This window comes from Actinomadura oligospora ATCC 43269 (assembly GCF_000518265.1).
GTDB classification, from domain to species: domain Bacteria; phylum Actinomycetota; class Actinomycetes; order Streptosporangiales; family Streptosporangiaceae; genus Spirillospora; species Spirillospora oligospora.
Genome location: NZ_KI912410.1, coordinates 1,049,598 through 1,065,318, shown reverse-complemented (window position 1 = coordinate 1,065,318; position 15,721 = coordinate 1,049,598). Strand labels below are relative to the sequence as shown.

Below are 15,721 nucleotides of genomic sequence, written 5' to 3'. Positions count from 1 at the left end.
GGTGTCCCACGGGGATCGTCCCGGCGGCCCGTTCCGGCTGTGATTAAGCCATGCCGCACCGACCACGGAGCGGCCGACGAAACCGGGCGGAACGTCCCGGACGAAGGAGAACGACATGCAGGCTCGGATGCAGAACCCCGCCCAGGTCCTCGACGGCGCGATGAAGCCGATCCTGGACATCTTCAAGGCCGTCCACACCGGCGGCGTGGACGAGCAGACCCTGGAGCTGGTGCACCTGCGCGTCAGCCAGATCAACGGCTGCAGCGCCTGCGTCGACGCCGGGGTGAAGGGCGGCCGGAAGGCGGGCGTGAGCGAGGAGAAGCTGGCCACCACCGCCGCGTGGCGCGAGGCCCCCTACTTCTCCGACGAGGAGCGCGCGGCGCTGGAGCTGGCCGAGGCCGCGACGCGCCTGGCCGACCGTCCGGACTCGGTGAGCGACGAGATCTGGGACAACGCCGCCACCTACTACGACGAGAAGCAGCTCGCCGCGATCGTCATGATGATCAGCGTCACGAACCTGTTCAACCGGCTCAACGCCACCACCCGGCAGATCGCCGGCGCCTGGGGCTGATCCCCCACCCCCCTGGAAGACGACGGAGACGAGGAGAACCACCATGGCCGAGAAGTCCACCGCAGCGAAGAACGACGCCGACGCCGAGACGTTCTCGGCCGGGGAGCGCGCGGCGATGAAGGAGCGCGCGAAGGAGCTGAAGGCCGCCGGGCGCAGCGCCTCCCGCGTGGAGAAGGCCGCGCAGGCCGAGCGGGACGTCCTGGCGAAGATCGCCGAGTTCCCGGAACCCGACCGCGCCATGGCCGAGCGGATCCACGCCATCGTCAGGGAGGCCGCCCCGAACCTCGAGCCGAAGCTCTGGTACGGGATGCCGTCCTACGCGCTGGACGGCAAGGTCGTCTGCTTCTTCCAGAACGCGGACAAGTTCAAGGCCCGCTACGCGACGCTCGGTTTCAACGACACCGCGAAGCTCGACGACGGCACGATGTGGCCGACCGCCTACGCCCTGACCGAGCTGACCGAGGCCGCCGAGGCCCGGATCGCCGACCTGCTGAAGCGCGCGGCGGGCTGAGCCCAGCCCCTCGCAGGTGATGCGGTGCGTCCCCCGGGACGCACCGCATCACCTGCGTTGGCCTGCCGTCCGGGCGGTCCGGCAAGACTGGGTGATAGAGGAGATTCGCGACACAACGGTGTGTCTTGGGTGGGGCTTGGGGTTGGGGAGCGGCACGGGGCGGTAGAGAGTGGCTTAGGGCCCACGTGATCACCAGCGACGTCACCGAGGAGATTCGTCATGCCGCCGCAGGCGCAACCCCAGCGACCCGACCCGCAGGCGGTGCTCGGCCCGCTCACCGACGCCGCCGTGTTCCTCGTGGTCACCATCGAGGCCGGGGCCGAGCCGGTGGTGCACGAGCTGCTCGGCGACCTGTCCGGGCTGGTCAGGGCGGTCGGGTTCCGGGTCCCCGAGGGGAACCTGACATGCGTGACCGGCATCGGCTCGGACGCCTGGGACCGGTTGTTCTCCGGGAACCGCCCGGCCGGGCTGCATCCGTTCACCGCGCTCGACGGGCCCCGGCACCGCGCCCCGGCCACACCCGGCGACCTGCTGTTCCACGTCCGCGCCCGCACGATGGACCTCTGCTTCGAGCTCGCCACGCAGATCATGGACCGGCTGCGCGGCGCGGTGACCGTCCAGGACGAGGTGCACGGGTTCCGGTACTTCGAGAAACGTGACCTGATGGGGTTCGTCGACGGCACCGAGAACCCCGCCGGTTCCGCCGCCGAGCGCGCGGTGCTGGTGCGCGCCGAGGACGACCCGGAGTTCGCGGACGGCAGCTACGTGATCGTCCAGAAGTACCTGCACGACCTCCCGGCGTGGAACGCGCTGCCGGTCGAGGCGCAGGAGCTGGTGATCGGCCGCCGCAAGCTGAACGACATCGAGCTGGACGACGCGACCAAGCCGGACGACTCGCACGTCGCGGTGAACACCGTCCTCGGCCCGGACGGCGAGCAGCGGCAGATCCTGCGGGACAACATGCCGTTCGGCGCGCCCGGGAAGGGCGAGTTCGGGACGTACTTCATCGGCTACGCCCACACGCCCGAAACGACCGAGCAGATGCTGCGGAACATGTTCCTCGGCACCGAGGACGGGCACACCGACCGCATCCTCGACTTCTCCACCGCCGTCACCGGGTGCCTGTTCCACGCCCCGACGCTCGACTTCCTCGACTCGCCTCCCGACCTGCCGGATCCCGACTCCGCGGCGGTCGCCCCGCCCGTGCCCGCCGCGGTACCCGAGCCCGCGCCGGGCGACCTGTTCGGGTCACTCGGCATCGGCGGACTGAAGGAGACCCCGTGAACAACCTGCACCGCGAACTCGCGCCGATCTCCGCGGCGGCCTGGGCCGACCTGGAGGACGAGGTCCGCCGCACCTTCACCCGCGGCGTCGCCGGACGCCGCCTCGTGGACGTCCCGGACGCCGCCGGACCCGAGCTCGCGGCCGTCACCACCGGCTACCTCGACGCGGCGGACTCCCCCGCCGACGGCGTCACCGCCGCGCTGCGCACGAGCCGTCCGGTCGTGCAGCTGACCGTCCCGTTCACCGTGTCCCGCGAGGCCGTGGACGCCGTGGAGCGCGGCGCGCAGGACGCCGACTGGCAGCCCGCCAAGGACGCGGCCACCAAGCTCGCCTTCGCCGAGGACCGCGCGATCTTCCACGGCTACGCCCCCGGACGCATCGCCGGGATCGCCGCCGAGGCCGTCACCGTGTCCCCGGCCCGTCCGCTGCCCGTCGAGGCGTCGCACTACCCGGACGTCGTCTCCGAGGCCCTCGCCACGCTGCGGCTCGCGGGCGTGGGCGGGCCGTACGCGCTCGTCCTGGGGTCGGAGGCGTACACGGCCGCGACCCGCTCGTCCGACCAGGGCTATCCCGTCTACCAGCACCTCGCCAAGCTCGTGGACGGCGGCATCGTCTGGGCCCCGGCGATCGACGGCGGCGTCGTGATGAGCACCCGGGGCGGCGACTACCGGCTGAGCCTCGGCCAGGACCTCTCCATCGGCTACACCGGCCACGACGCGTCGGGCGTGAACCTGTACCTGCTCGAGAGCTTCACCTTCCTCGCCTCCACGGCCGAGGCCGCCGTCGCGCTGACCGGCCCGTCCCCGCAGTCACACCCCACCGGCTTCTAACCGGCTGGGCGTCCTTCGGTGACCGTTTCGCCGAAGGACGTCACGAACGCCGTGATCAGGCGGGCGAACTCGTCCCGGTCGGTGTCCGGCCAGTCGGCCATGACCTGCGCGAAAAGCCTCCGCCGCGTCCGGTGCGCGCGGTCGAGGCCCTCGCGGCCGGTCGCGGTGAGTTCGAGCAGCGTGCGCCGCCGGTCGGACGGGTCGGGCCCCCGGGTCACCAGGCCCTCCTCCTCGGCGCGCAGGGCGAGGCGGCTGGCGCGCGGCTGGTCCACGCCGAGGGCGGCGGCGACGTCGGTGACGGCGCACGGGCCGCCGTGCCCCTCGATCGCGTCCAGGACGCCGAACAGCGTCGGGTCCATGCCGCCGGGCCCCGCGAGTCTTCCCAGCGTGCGGCGGGTCTGGCTGCGCCGGATCGCCACCATCGCCCGCTCGACCGCCGCCACCGCGTCGCTCGCGTCCGCGGCGGACCCGTCCTCGTCACCTGTTGCGCTCGACATGCATGTCATCCTACATTCATTGTAAAAGTACATGCATTGGAGGAGAGCATGACCGAGACCTTTCCCGACGCCCGCGCGGACCGTCCGATCGGGTACTGGCTGCGGCACATCGACGGCGCGCTCGACGCGAACCTCGGCCGCCTGCTCGCGGACGACGGGCTCACCCGGCGCGGCTGGCAGGTGCTCAACACCGTGTCCTACGAGCCGATCACCATGGCCGACCTGGACCGGACGCTGGACGCGTTCGTCTCGCCGGACGAGCCGACGATGCGTCCGCAGGTCGAGCGGCTGGTCGACCTCGGCTGGGCGCGCCTCGACGGCGACACGGCCGAGCTGACCGAGGACGGCGTCCGCGCCCACCGGCGCGTCCGGGACACGATCGGCGCCCAGCGCGCCCGGATGATCGAGTGCTTCACCCCGGAGGAGTTCCGGTCGCTGATGGAGATGCTGCGGCGGTTCGCCGCCCACCTCGAAACGGTCTAGCGGACGGCGTCCAGGGCCTGGAGGACGTCCGCGACCAGGTCGCCGGCGTCCTCGATGCCGCAGGAGAACCGGATGAACCCGGGCGGGACGGCGTCGCCGCCCCAGCGGGCGCGGCGCTCGGCGGTGCTGTGCACGGAGCCGAAGCTCGTCGCCTCGCCGACCAGGCGCAACGCGCCGAGGAAGCCCTCGGCGGCGTCCCGCGAGGGCAGCGTGAACGACACGACGCAGCCGAACCGCCGCATCTGCCGGGACGCGAGCGCGTGCGCCGGGTCGTCCTTCAGGCCGGGGTAACGCAGGCCGCCGACCAGCGGGTGGTCGCGGAGGGCGGTCGCGAGGGCGAGGGCGTTCGCGGTCTGGCGGTCGAGCCGGAGCGCGAGCGTCGCCAGGGAGCGGTGCGCGAGCCACGCCTCCATCGGGCCGGGGATCGCGCCGATCGTCTTCCGCCACGTCCGGATCGAGGCGGCGAGGCGCGGGTCACGGGTGGTGACGTGGCCGAGCAGCAGGTCGCCGTGGCCGGTCAGGGACTTGGTGTCGCTGGCGACGGCCAGGTCGGCGCCGAGGTCCAGGACGCGCTGCCCGAACGGCGTCGCGAGGGTGTTGTCCACGGCGACGAGCGCTCCGGCGGCGTGCGCGGCGTCCGCGACGCGCGCGATGTCGCAGACGTCCAGGCCGGGGTTGGACGGCGTCTCCAGCCAGACCAGGCGCGCGCCCTCGACGAGCGCGAGCTGCGCGTCGCCCGCGGTCGGGGCCATGCGGACGCGCACCCCGTAGGACTCCAGGCGGTCCCGCAGGGCGCGGGTCGTCTGGTAGCAGTCGTCCGGCATGACGACGGTGTCGCCGGACGCGACCAGCGACAGCATCGCGGCGGACACGGCGGCCATCCCGGAGGAGAAGACGGTCGTCGCGCCGCCGCCCTCCAGCTCGCTGATCGCGTCCTCCAGCAGCGTCCACGTGGGGTTCGCGTCGCGGCCGTAGGTGTAGGGCCCGGCGGCCTCGCCGGACAGGTGGAAGTGCGCGGCGAACGTCGGGCCGGGCAGCTCGGGCGTGTACTGCTCGGGGGCGGGCCGCCCCGCCCGGACGCTGCGCGTGCTGTCGCCGTCGGCCATGCCGTCCTCCTTCGGGATCTTTCGCCCGAAGGGTAACCGCACAGGTCAGAGCACCAGCGCCCGGGGTGACGAAGGACCCCGGGCAGGGCACGGCCGCAGGCGGCGGCCGGGCAGGTGGCAGGGCCCGGAAACGGACGGTCGGGGTGGGGGCCGTCAGGGGTGGCGGCGGGGGGGGGGGGCCGGGTCGGGGTCGACGCCGCGGCGGGACGGGCCGGACGGCGCGGGCGACGGGGACGGGGCGTCGCCGTCCGCCGGGGCGGGCAGCAGGCCGATCTCGGACAGGTAGGCGCGCCCTCGGGGCGTGATGTCCCACAGGTTGCTGCGCCACTCCTTGCGCCGCCACACGACGCCCGCGGCGAGCAGGCGGCGGCCGACCCGGCTGATCTCGGTGTCGTCGGTGCCGAGCTCGGCCGCCAGCTCGCGGTTCGACCGGCCCGGACGGGCCGCCACGGCGACCAGGAAGCGGGCCGCGTGGCCGCCGGGCCGCAGGCCGAGCTGGAGGCCGGACGGCATCCGCCGCAGCGCCCAGTGCGCGACGTCGATGAGCCCGAGCACCCGCCCGCGCTGCTCGCGCTGGTCGGGATCGAGCGCCGGGACGTCGAGGTAGCGCGTCCGGTGGAGCCACTGGAGACCGTCCTTGAGGGCGGTCAGCGCGGGCTCGTCGGAACTGAGCGACGCGTCGGTGATCAGCATGCCGAGCGCGCTGAACTGCCCCTCCTCGATCGACTTCGCGTGCTCCAGGGTCTCCAGCAGGCGCTCGGCCTCGGCGAGCCGCCCGCGGCTCGCCCCGGGGCCCGGGGGCGTCGCGGGGTTCGTGGTGGAGGTCGTCGTGGAAGTCGTCGCGGGGGTCGTCGCCATGTCGGTGGTCCTCGTTCTCGTCGGCGTCTCTTCGACCGGTGTCCTTCCACTGTCCGTCGATGCCAAGTGAATGTCAAGTGACTCATCGGATCCGCGCCAGACGGCACGAAACCCTTACCAGGACGGCGATAGCATCGAGTCACCCCCTGCCGCGCGCTGTCACCCCCCGGAGGGCGCACATGACGGAACGGCTCGCGGAGCACCCACCCGCGACCGCGGACTACCCGTCCGACCCGGCGGACCTCTTCGTCCGCCTCTACGACGAACTGCCCGTCCGGCTGCACCGGGCGTGGCCCCTGAACCTCTGGTACGAGGACGCCCGCGTCCGGCGCACCGCGGGCGACCTGCGCGAGCGGATCACCGACGACGGCGAACTCGATCCGGCCGAGACCGCCGCGATCGTCGCGGCGGACGAGGACCGCGGCCGGTTCACGCTGCTGCTCGCCCTGGACGGCGCGCTCGCCCTCGCCAATCCCTACGGACCGTTCCACGACGCGTCCGCGCTGACCGGGATCACCGTCCGGTACCTGGTCGAGGGCCGTCTCGACAGCGGGGCGGCGGGTGGCGCGCTGCTCCCCCGCTGTGCCCTGCCGGGACGTCCGGACGGGCTGCGCACGCTGCCGGACTTCTTCGGCGTCCACCGCGTCCCGCCGCATCTGTGGGACGGGATCGAGCACACGCAGCTGGCCGCCGTCCACGACCCGCACCTCTCCCGGGACGTGCCGGTCGAGGTCGGCTGCGCGCCGCTGATGGAGTCCTACGACGACGTGCGGATCGGGTTCGCCGAGCGGGCCGAGCGCACGGTGTACCGGCTCGACCCGGCCGACTCGGCGGCGGTCCGCTCCCGGGTGCGGACGATCATCCGGAAGCTGGACGGGGCGGGCGCGCGGATCGCCGTCCTGCCCGAGGCGACGCTGTCGGACGGGCTGCTCGAGGTGTGGAAGGAGGCCGCCTTCGACACCGCCCGGCCGGGCTCCCCGCTGCGGCTGCTCATGCTCGGGTCGGGGCCGCTCGGAGGAGGCGACCCGCCGCCGAACCGGGCCGTGCTGATCGACCGCTGGACGGGCACGGAGCTGCTCGTCCAGGACAAGCTGAGCCCGTTCGTCCTCGGCGAGCAGCAGCTGCGCGACTGGGCCCCGCCCGGCGCGCCGCGCGCGGGCACCGCCGAGGAGGACATCGCGCCCGGCGCGACCGTCCGGCTGCTGGACTGCTCGCTCGGCCGCCTCGCCGTCCTGATCTGCGAGGACCTCAGCCGCGCGGACCGCTGGGACCGCGAGCTGATGGCGGCCGGGGCGTCCCACCTGCTGGTGCCGATCTTCTCCAAGCCGATCCTGCGGTTCCGCTGGGAGGAGCAGAACGCGCAGCGCCAGGTCAACACGCTCGGCGCGTGGGTGGTGGTCGCCAACAGCCTGGTCGTCGGGAACACCATGCCGCACGACCCGGCGTTCGGCGAGCGGTACACCTGCCTGGTCGCGGGCCCGGCCGGCGCGGCCCGGCTCGACTACGCCTCGGTCCTCGCCTTCGGCGCGGCCGGACGCGGCGACGAGCCCGGCCTCACCGCGGACGGCGCGCTGCCCGTCCTGCACGCGGGAGCCGCGCACGAGGCGTGGCTCCCGCACTGGTCCGACGACCTCACCGAGGACGACCCCCTGGACGGCTGCACCCTGGAGTGACGCTCACCCCGGACCCGGCCGACGGGGTGCCGCCTGAGTCGGCCGGGCAGGGTCGGCCCGGGTCGGCAGGCCGGGGTCGGCCGGGGGCCGGTTCTCGACGAGGCGCTGGTCGGGGACGTCCAGGGACAGGCCCGAGCGGCGCCAGGGCGTCTCGGCGGCCTCGCGGGCGCGGGCGGCCTCCTCGGGACGGTCCAGTTCGTCCAGGGCGACGGCGAGCAGGGACAGGACGCGTCCGCCGAGGTGCTCGTCGCCGATGTCCGCGAACAGCCCGGCGGCGTGCGCGCCGACGTCCGCGGCCTTGTCGGGCTGGCCCAGTTTCAGGTACGCGACGACGATCCGGGGCAGGCACCAGGCCTCGCGGAGCGGCATCCCGCGCGTCCGGTAGATCTCGCGGGACGTCTCCAGCTCGCGCAGCGCGCGCTGCGGATCGTCCGCGTACAGGGACGCGACGCCGAGGCCGAGCCAGCACAGCCCTTCGGCGTTGCCGTCGGCGACGGGCGCGGCGAGCGCGAGCCCGGCGCGCGCGTGTCCTCTGGCCTCCTCGGTCATCCCGGACTCGGCATAGGCGATCGAGAGCTGGGCGTGGGCGCGGCTGAGGACGGCGTCGTCGTCCGGGAGGGCCTCCAGCGCGTCGGTGAGCAGGCTGATCGCCGCGTCCGCCGCGCCCATGAGGCGGGCGCCCGCGCCCATCGCGAACAGCACGCCGCCGGGCAGCAGCTCGGCCGGGACGGCCGTCCGGTCGGCGAGCGACGGGACGACGAACAGCTGGCCGACGAGCCGTCCGGGCGATCCGCCGCTCGCGAGGTAGCCGCGGATCGCGGCCATGACGTTGGCGTGCTCGGCGCGCATCCAGGCGACCATCTCGGCGGCGTCCGCGAAGGGCCTCCCCGTGTGCAGGGCGTCGGCGGCGGCGCTGTGCGCCTCGACGACCTCGGGGTCGGAGTAGGCCTGGTAGAGCGTGAGCGTCTGCCGGAACAGGCCGCGGACGCCCGTTAGGTAGTGCTCCAGGAGCCGTTCCAACGCGCGGGCGCACGAGACCGGGCCGTCGCCCGTCTCCGCCAGGCCGCGCGCGTAGAGGCGCAGCAGGCTGTGGTAGGCGTAGCGGCCCGGCGCGCGGCATTCGAGGAGGCCGGAGTCGACGAGCGACTCGCAGAGGTCCTCGGCGTCCAGGACGTCCAGGTCGAGCAGGGCGGCGGCGGCCTCGACGAACAGGTCCGGGCCGTCGTGCAGGGCGAGCAGCCGGAACGCGCGGGCCTCCTCGATGCCGAGCTGGGCGTAGCCGAGCGCGAAACAGGACTCGACGGCCTCGTCCCCGATCCGCAGCTCGCCGAGCCGCCGTCGCTCGTCGGCGAGGCGTCCGGCGAGGACGGCCGGGCGCATGCGGGGGCGGGCGGCGAGCCGGGACGCGATGATCCGCACCGCGAGCGGCAGCAGCCCGGACGCCTGCACCAGGCGCAGCGACGCGTCCGGGTCGGCGGCGATGCGCTCGGGCCCGGCGACCCGTTCGAGCAGGGCGGTCGCGGCCTCCGGGGTGAACGGCGCGAGGTCCAGGTGCGCGGCGACGGGCAGCTCGGCGAGCCGCGTGCGGCCGGTGACCAGGACGGCGCTGCCGGACTCGCCGGGCAGCAGCGGCGCGATCTGCGCGGCGTCGCGGGCGTCGTCCAGGACGACCAGGACGCGGCGTCCGGCGAGGTGGGAGCGGAGCAGCGCGGCGCGGCGGTCCGGCTCGGGCGGGATCTCCCGGTCGGGCGCGCCGAGCGCGCGCAGGAACGCGGCGAGGACGGCGGCGGGCGCGGCCGGGGCCGGTCCGGCGCCGTGCAGTTCGGCGTAGAGCTGGCCGTCCGGGAAGGCGTCCCGGACGGTGTGCGCGACGTGCAGCGCGAGCGCGGTCTTCCCGATCCCGCCGAGCCCCGCGACGGTCACGACGGGCACGGCGCTGCCGTCCCGCGTGGTGAGCGCGGCGGCGAGCCGTGCGGTCTCGGCGTCCCGCCCGGTGAAGTCGGGCAGATCAGGCGGAAGCTGCCCCGGCGGAACCGCCCGGCACCCGGGCTGGGCGTCGGCGGGCGGAGCTTCGGCGGATGGAGCCTGGGTGGGTGGGGCGGTGGTGGGTTGTGCGTCGTTGGATGGAGCTTTGGCGGGCGGCGCGTCGGACATGGCGATCCCCTCGTTCCCCTCAGGCGTTATTTTGCATGTCGGTCACGTCTGCGGCGGAAGGGACCGGATGGGCGATGGTCCGCGGTTCGCGGTGCTCGGACCGGTTCGCGGGTGGCGCGGGGACGCCGAGCTGGACCTCGGCGCGCCGCAGCAGCGCGCGATGCTGGCGTTCCTGTTGCTGCAGGAGGGACGGGCCGCCGCCGCGCAGACCATCGTGGAGGCGCTGTGGGGCGACCGTCCGCCGGAACGGGCGCGCGGCGCGATCCGCACGTACGCGTCGCGGCTGCGTTCGGCCGTCGAACCGGACCGTGCGCGGCCCGCCGTCCTGGTGACCGCCGGGGACGGGTACCGGCTCGTCCTGCCTGGTGAGGGCCTGGACGCGACGCTGTTCCGGACCAGGCTCGCCGCCGCCGAACGCGCGCGGGCGTCCGGTGAGCTCGACGCCGCGCGGCGCCTGGTGGCCGACGCGCTGGCGCTCTGGACGGGTGATCCCCTGGACGACCTGCCGGGCCCTTTCGCGCGGGCTCAGCGGGCGCGGCTCGCGGAGTGGCGGCTCGTCGCGTCCCAGACGCGGTTCGAGCTGGACCTGGCGCTCGGGCTGCATGAGGAGGCGGTCGCGGAGCTCACGGTCCTGGCGGCCGAGCATCCGCTGCGGGAGGCGTTCCAGCGGCTGCTGATGCTCGCGCTGCACCGGTCGGGACGGCGGGCCGAGGCGATCGAGGTGTTCGAGCGGTCGCGTTCCCTGCTGGACGCCGAGCTCGGGCTCGATCCCGATCCGGACCTGGTCGAGCTGCGCAGGCTCATCGCCGCAGGTCCGACCGTGTTCTCGGCGGTCGCGCAGCTGCCGTCCGACCTGATCGACTTCACGGGGCGCCAGGAGCGGGCCCGGGAGCTCGCGCGCCTGCTGTCGGACGGGCCGACGGTCGCCGCGGTATGCGGGCCGGTCGGGGTCGGGACGTCGGCGCTCGCCCTGCACGTGGCCCATCTCGTCAGAGATGTGTATCCGGACGGCCAGTTTTATGCGGACCTGCGGCGCAGCGGTCCCGACGCGATCCTTCTGGACTTCCTGCGGACGCTCGGCGTCCGGGCCGAAAACGTCACCGACCGCGAGGAACGGGCCGCGCTGTTGCGTTCGGCGCTACGCGGACGCCGGATGCTGCTCGTCCTGGACAACGCGCCGGACGCCGCGTCGCTGCGTCCGCTGCTCCCGGACGGCGGCGAATGCTCGGTACTGGTCACGTGCCGGGCCCGGCCGGAAGGCATCGCGCACGTGATCGAGCTGGACGAGTTCTCCGAGGACGAGGCCCTCGCGTTCTTCGGACGCGTCGCGGGCCATGACCGCGTCGCGCGAGAGCCGGACGCCGTGGCCGAGGCCGTCGCGCTGTGCGGACGGCTGCCGCTGGCCCTCCGGATCCTCGCGGCACGACTGGCCTCCCGGCCCGGCTGGACGGCCGGATCCCTCGTCCGCCGCCTCGCGGACGAACGCCGCCGCCTCGCCGAGCTCAAGGTCGGGACGCTCGGCGTCGAGGCCGCCTTCGCCCGCGAGTACGCGCGACTCGACGCCGGACAGGCCCGCGCCTTCCGGCTTCTGGCGCAACGTGGCCGGCCTTCCTTCTCTCTCGATATGGCCGCTGAACTGCTGAAACGTCCGCGCGAGGAGGTGGAGGGCACGCTGGCGGCGCTGGTCGGCTTCGGCCTCCTGACCTCGCCGTCGCCAGGCCGGTTCCGGTATCCCGACCTGCTCCACCTCTACGCCCGGCATCTCCCCTAGTCCGCTCGGAAAGCCTCAAAGGCGCGTCAGCGGGCGCAGGTGCCGGTGGCGCTCGGCTGGGCTCCGGTGGCCAGGAGGGCGCGGACGTCGTCGGCCTCGGCGATGCCGAGACGGGTGAAGATGTCCAGGGCGGCGCGCCATTCGCGGCGGGCGCGGGAGGTCTGGCCGAGCGCGGCCCACGCCCGGCCGAGGACGACCCGGGTGCGCGCCTGCTGCCAGTCCACGCCGATGACGCGCGCGACCGCGAGGGACTGCGAGGCGGTGTCGGCGGCGTCCTGGAACTGGCCCAGCGCGAGCCGGGTCTCGGCCATCCGCGTGAGGACCTGCGCCTCGCGCAGCGGGAGCGAGTGCGTCCAGCAGACCGTGAGCGCCTCGTCGTACGCGCCGAGCGCGTGGGCGTGCTGGCCCAGCGACTCCTGGATCTGCCCGACGAGGTAGAGCGCGTAGGCGACGGCGACCGGCGCGTCCGCGCGGCGGGCCAGCGAGAGGCCGTGGTACCCGCTGGCGAGCGCGGACGCCCGGTCGCCGAGGGCGAGGTGCAGTTGCGCGATGTTCGCCAGCCGCGTCGCCTGCCCGCGCAGGTTCCCCGTCCGGATGTCGATCCCGAGGGCCTCCTCGCAGCGGCGCAGGGCGGACGCGTGGTCGCGGCGGTAGAACGCGTCCAGCGCGAGGACGCTGAGGGCCTCGGCGAGCGCCGGTTCGTCGCCCAGCTCGCGGCAGAGTTCGACGGCGCGTCCGACGAGCGCCGCGCCGCCGGGCCGCTTGACGCAGTGGATCAGGTGGTAGCCGAGGACGAACGAACCGGCCATCTCGGCGCGCCGGTTCCCGGCCGCGAGCGCCGCGTCCAGGAGGGCCCGCGCGGCGACGACCAGCTCCGTCCAGCGGGGGCCGTCGTCGAGTTGCTGGGCGAGCGCGAGGGTCAGTTCGGCGACGCCGTCCAGGGGCAGGGCGTCGTCGGCGGCGAACCGCGTGACCAGGGCCAGCAGCTCCGAGAGGTGGTCGGTCGTCCACTGGGTCGCGGCGTTCGCGGACGCGAACCGGGGCGTGCCGGAGCGCGGGGCCTGCGCGCTGCTCTCACCGAGCAGGACGAGCGCCTCCCGCTGGGCCTCCAGGTGGTGGGCGAGCAGCCGCGCGAACGCGGCCCGCCGCTCGTCCGAGCCGGGGTGGTCGGTGAGGGTGCGGGCGAACAGGAGGGTGAGGTTGTGGAAGCGGTACCTGCGGGGGGCGGGTGAGGCGAGCATGCCGAGGCCGACGAGGGAGTCGGCGAGTTCCTCGGCCTCGTCGCCGTCGGCGCCGAGGAGGGCCGAGGCGGTGCCGACCGAGATCACGGGGGCGTCCGAGAGGGCGAGCAGGCGGAAGGCGCGGGCCTGCGCGGGGTCCAGGTGCTCGTAGGCCAGCCGGAAGGTGGACTCGACGGCCGTCGGGCCGATGCGGAGCTCGGCGAGCCTGCGGCGGCCGTCCGACAGGCGGGTCAGGAGGCGCTCGACCGTCCAGTCCGGGCGCGCGGCCAGCCGGGACGCGACGATCCGGACGGCGAGGGGCAGCCGGTCGCAGAGGCGCAGGACCTCCTCGGCGGCGGACCGCTCGGCGGCCGTCCGCGCCTCTCCCGCGATGCGCGCGAACAGGTCCAGCGCCTCGCGGCGTCCCAGGGTGTCGAGGTCGAGGTGGCGGTCGACGGGGAACGCCGGCGGACGGGCCCGTCCGGTGACGAGCACCGCGCAGCCCTCGCCGCCGGGCAGGAGCGGACGGAGGCGCGCGGTGTCGCCCGCGTTGTCCAGGACGACCAGGACCTTCCGGTCGGCGAGCCGCGAACGGTAGAGCGCGGTCGCGGCGGCGACGTCGTCGGGCTGGTGCGCGTCCGGGACGCCGAGCCGCCGCAGGAAGCCGCGGAGGACCTCGCCCGGCTCGACCGGCGTGGCCCCGGGGACGGCCTCCGGTTCGGCGGGCCCGCTCGGGGCCGTGCCGAGGTCGGCGTAGAGGACGCCGTCGGGGAAGGCGTCGGCGACCTCGTGCGCGGTCTGGACGGCCAGGGTCGTCTTGCCGACGCCCGCGCCTCCGGCGAGCGTCACGATGACGGGGGCGCGTCCGGGGCGTCCGCCTCGGTCGGGGTCGGTGAGCGTCGCGCGGAGGTGCGCGAGCTCGTGCGTCCGTCCGACGAAGTCGGGGACGGCCCGGGGCAGCTCGTACGCGCGCGCGGTGGCGCAAGTCTGCGGCGTGGCCGGAGCGGCGGGCTCCAGATCGGTGGCGGAGCGAAGGATGCGCTGGTGCAGGTCCTGCAGGACAGGGCCCGGACGCGTGCCCAGTTCTTCGGCGAGCGAGCGGCGGACGGTGGCGTACGCCTCCAACGCCTCCACGCGGCGTCCGCTGCGATAGAGGGCCAGCATGCGGAGGGCGTGCAGGCGCTCGCGGAGAGGGTGGCACGCCGCGAGCGCGGCCAGCTCGACGGCCGCTTCGGCGTGGTCGCCCAGGGCCAGGTCGGCGTCCAGGCGGGCCTCCAGGGCGTCCAGGCGGAGGAGGCGGAGGCGCTCGCGGTGGGCGGACGCGGACGGTCCGGGCAGGCCGACGAGCGGCTCACCGCCCCACAGGGCGTCGGCGTCCAGGAGCAGCCGGCGGGCCTCGGCGTGGTCGCCGCGTCCGGCGGCGTCGCGCGCGTCCTGGACGAGCCGTTCGAACACCACCGCGTCCACCGCCTCGGGCGGGACGCGCAGCGCGTAGCCGCCGCCCACCGAGACCAGGACACGCGGACGCGTCCGGTCGTCCTCCAGCGCGTGCCGCAGCCGGGACACGTAGGTGCGGATCATGCCGACCGCGCGGGCGGGCGGCTCACCCTCCCAGAGCCCGGCGACCAGTTCGCCGATCCCGGCCGTCCGTCCGCCGCGCAGGAGCAGTGCCGCGAGCAGCGCCCCCTGCTGCGGCGATCCCGTGCCGGGCGGCTTGTCAGCCTCCCCGGTCCCGTCGCGCCGGACCGTCAGCGGTCCGAGCAGCGTGAAGCGCAGTCGTGTCGAGGTCACCCCGGAAACCCTCTCGAATGCCTTGTGGTCGAACGTGGTCGGCCCGTCGGTACCTGGTCGTTCCGGACATGGTCGTTCCGGACGTGGTCGTTCCGGACGTGGTCGTTCCGGACGTGGTCGTTCCGGGCCCGGTCACCGCCGCGTCACCGGCGGACGGTGAACGGGTCCGGGCTGGTCGCGCTGCCGCCCGGGACGCGGACGACCAGGCGTCCGGTCGCCGCGTCCGCCGGGACGGTGGTGGTGAGCCCGGTGTCGGTGACGCCCGTGACCGGCGCCTCGGCGGCGCCGAAGCGGACGGCCGTCGCGGACGCCAGCCCGACGCCGGTGATGCGGACGGTCTCGCCAGGCGCCGCGTCCGCCGGGTCCACGCCCCGGACCTGCGGACCCATCGCCTGGTCTCGCCCCTGCTGCGCGGGAGCCAGCAGTGTGGTGAACACCGCGCGCAGCTTCTCGGACGTCTCCCGCGAGAACAGTCCGACCAGCGCGGCGATCGCGGCGATGCCGTACGGGTTGACGTCGTCCGCGCCGCCCGCGCCCGTCACCAGGCCGCCGCGCAGCACCAGGTAGACGATCAGGCCGAGCAGCGCGCCCGCGAACGGGAGCGTCAGGTACATCATGAGCCAGCTGCGCCGGAGCGACCGGTTCCCGACGTACCAGTACAGCGAGCGTGACACGTGCACGCACGCGCCGAGCGCGCCCGCCGCGAGGACGACCAGGAACATCGCCTTGTCGCGGGAGACGTGCGTCCGCCACCCGAACCAGTTCAGCGTGTGACCCGGCGCGGCGGACACACCGGGCTGCGCGCCGGGAGGCGTGGGCGGTGGCCACGCCTGGACGAGCAGGGTCACCAAGGCGGTCGCCAGCAGCGCGACGACCACCGCCACCGCGACGATGTCGCGGGTGCGCGCGTAGTCGCTGCCGACCGGTGACTCCTGCACGGGTGTTCCTCACGTCGGGGACGTCTCACACATA

General features: G+C 74.7%; 13 protein-coding genes. 7 read left to right on the top strand and 6 right to left on the bottom strand.

Going from position 1 to position 15,721, the window contains the following annotated elements:
• Nucleotides 1-115: 115 nt before the first annotated feature.
• The 4 genes from P696_RS0136665 to P696_RS0136650 all read left to right on the top strand — a co-directional run bounded on the left by P696_RS0136665 (nucleotide 116) and on the right by P696_RS0136650 (nucleotide 3,196).
• Nucleotides 116-571 carry a carboxymuconolactone decarboxylase family protein gene (locus P696_RS0136665; protein WP_034488451.1) on the top strand — a complete coding sequence of 152 codons (456 nt, stop codon included), beginning with the start codon at nucleotides 116-118 and terminating at the stop codon, nucleotides 569-571.
• Between the two features lie 43 nt (nucleotides 572-614).
• A complete protein-coding gene (locus P696_RS0136660; protein WP_026416212.1) occupies nucleotides 615-1,082 on the top strand; it encodes an iron chaperone in 468 nt (155 codons plus the stop codon).
• Nucleotides 1,083-1,301: 219 nt separating this feature from the next.
• Nucleotides 1,302-2,366 (top strand): Dyp-type peroxidase, encoded by a 1,065-nt coding sequence (locus tag P696_RS0136655; protein WP_026416211.1) that lies wholly within the window; start codon nucleotides 1,302-1,304, stop codon nucleotides 2,364-2,366.
• The gene (locus tag P696_RS0136650) at nucleotides 2,363-3,196 is read left to right on the top strand and encodes a family 1 encapsulin nanocompartment shell protein (RefSeq protein WP_026416210.1); all 834 of its coding nucleotides are present in this window, start codon (nucleotides 2,363-2,365) and stop codon (nucleotides 3,194-3,196) included. Before P696_RS0136655 ends, P696_RS0136650 begins: the two co-directional genes overlap by 4 nt.
• On the opposite strand, the gene P696_RS50545 is transcribed toward P696_RS0136650, so the two are convergent.
• A complete protein-coding gene (locus tag P696_RS50545; RefSeq protein ID WP_051468594.1) occupies nucleotides 3,193-3,693 on the bottom strand; it encodes a MarR family winged helix-turn-helix transcriptional regulator in 501 nt (166 codons plus the stop codon). The genes P696_RS0136650 and P696_RS50545 overlap by 4 nt on opposite strands.
• A 48-nt stretch (nucleotides 3,694-3,741) precedes the next feature.
• On the opposite strand from P696_RS50545, the gene P696_RS0136640 reads away from it, so the two are divergent.
• Nucleotides 3,742-4,176 (top strand): MarR family winged helix-turn-helix transcriptional regulator, encoded by a 435-nt coding sequence (locus P696_RS0136640; protein WP_026416209.1) that lies wholly within the window; start codon nucleotides 3,742-3,744, stop codon nucleotides 4,174-4,176.
• On the opposite strand, the gene P696_RS0136635 is transcribed toward P696_RS0136640, so the two are convergent.
• Both P696_RS0136635 and P696_RS0136630 read right to left on the bottom strand, forming a co-directional pair.
• Entirely contained in the window at nucleotides 4,173-5,282 is a 1,110-nt protein-coding gene (locus P696_RS0136635; protein WP_026416208.1) for a cystathionine gamma-lyase, read from the bottom strand. The genes P696_RS0136640 and P696_RS0136635 overlap by 4 nt on opposite strands.
• Nucleotides 5,283-5,435: 153 nt before the next feature.
• Complete coding sequence (locus P696_RS0136630) at nucleotides 5,436-6,140, bottom strand: MarR family winged helix-turn-helix transcriptional regulator (RefSeq protein WP_026416207.1); 705 nt, start codon at nucleotides 6,138-6,140, stop codon at nucleotides 5,436-5,438.
• Between the two features lie 179 nt (nucleotides 6,141-6,319).
• Here P696_RS0136630 and P696_RS0136625 point away from each other — a divergent pair, with 179 nt between their 5' ends.
• Nucleotides 6,320-7,813, top strand: a complete 1,494-nt coding sequence (locus tag P696_RS0136625; protein WP_026416206.1) for a carbon-nitrogen hydrolase family protein — start codon at nucleotides 6,320-6,322, stop codon at nucleotides 7,811-7,813.
• 3 nt (nucleotides 7,814-7,816) lie between these two features.
• Here P696_RS0136625 and P696_RS50540 read toward each other — a convergent pair whose 3' ends face one another.
• Nucleotides 7,817-9,967, bottom strand: coding sequence for an AAA family ATPase (locus P696_RS50540; RefSeq protein WP_051468593.1), 2,151 nt, complete (start codon nucleotides 9,965-9,967; stop codon nucleotides 7,817-7,819).
• Between the two features lie 67 nt (nucleotides 9,968-10,034).
• On the opposite strand from P696_RS50540, the gene P696_RS50535 reads away from it, so the two are divergent.
• Nucleotides 10,035-11,738, top strand: a complete 1,704-nt coding sequence (locus tag P696_RS50535; protein ID WP_051468591.1) for an AfsR/SARP family transcriptional regulator — start codon at nucleotides 10,035-10,037, stop codon at nucleotides 11,736-11,738.
• A 26-nt stretch (nucleotides 11,739-11,764) separates the two neighbouring features.
• On the opposite strand, the gene P696_RS50530 is transcribed toward P696_RS50535, so the two are convergent.
• A complete protein-coding gene (locus tag P696_RS50530) occupies nucleotides 11,765-14,749 on the bottom strand; it encodes an AfsR/SARP family transcriptional regulator (protein WP_051468590.1) in 2,985 nt (994 codons plus the stop codon).
• A gap of 143 nt (nucleotides 14,750-14,892) precedes the next feature.
• Nucleotides 14,893-15,687, bottom strand: a complete 795-nt coding sequence (locus tag P696_RS53340; protein ID WP_051468587.1) for an IPT/TIG domain-containing protein — start codon at nucleotides 15,685-15,687, stop codon at nucleotides 14,893-14,895.
• Nucleotides 15,688-15,721: the final 34 nt, after the last annotated feature.

What these genes read in the sequence shown, in the direction of transcription:
- P696_RS0136665 (WP_034488451.1), top strand. Translation starts at nt 116, where the DNA reads ATGCAGGCTCGGATGCAGAACCCCGCCCAGGTCCTCGACGGCGCGATG.
- P696_RS0136660 (WP_026416212.1), top strand. Translation starts at nt 615, where the DNA reads ATGGCCGAGAAGTCCACCGCAGCGAAGAACGACGCCGACGCCGAGACG.
- P696_RS0136655 (WP_026416211.1), top strand. Translation starts at nt 1,302, where the DNA reads ATGCCGCCGCAGGCGCAACCCCAGCGACCCGACCCGCAGGCGGTGCTC.
- P696_RS50545 (WP_051468594.1), bottom strand. Translation starts at nt 3,693, where the DNA reads ATGTCGAGCGCAACAGGTGACGAGGACGGGTCCGCCGCGGACGCGAGC.
- P696_RS0136640 (WP_026416209.1), top strand. Translation starts at nt 3,742, where the DNA reads ATGACCGAGACCTTTCCCGACGCCCGCGCGGACCGTCCGATCGGGTAC.
- P696_RS0136635 (WP_026416208.1), bottom strand. Translation starts at nt 5,282, where the DNA reads ATGGCCGACGGCGACAGCACGCGCAGCGTCCGGGCGGGGCGGCCCGCC.
- P696_RS0136630 (WP_026416207.1), bottom strand. Translation starts at nt 6,140, where the DNA reads ATGGCGACGACCCCCGCGACGACTTCCACGACGACCTCCACCACGAAC.
- P696_RS0136625 (WP_026416206.1), top strand. Translation starts at nt 6,320, where the DNA reads ATGACGGAACGGCTCGCGGAGCACCCACCCGCGACCGCGGACTACCCG.
- P696_RS50540 (WP_051468593.1), bottom strand. Translation starts at nt 9,967, where the DNA reads ATGTCCGACGCGCCGCCCGCCAAAGCTCCATCCAACGACGCACAACCC.
- P696_RS50535 (WP_051468591.1), top strand. Translation starts at nt 10,035, where the DNA reads ATGGGCGATGGTCCGCGGTTCGCGGTGCTCGGACCGGTTCGCGGGTGG.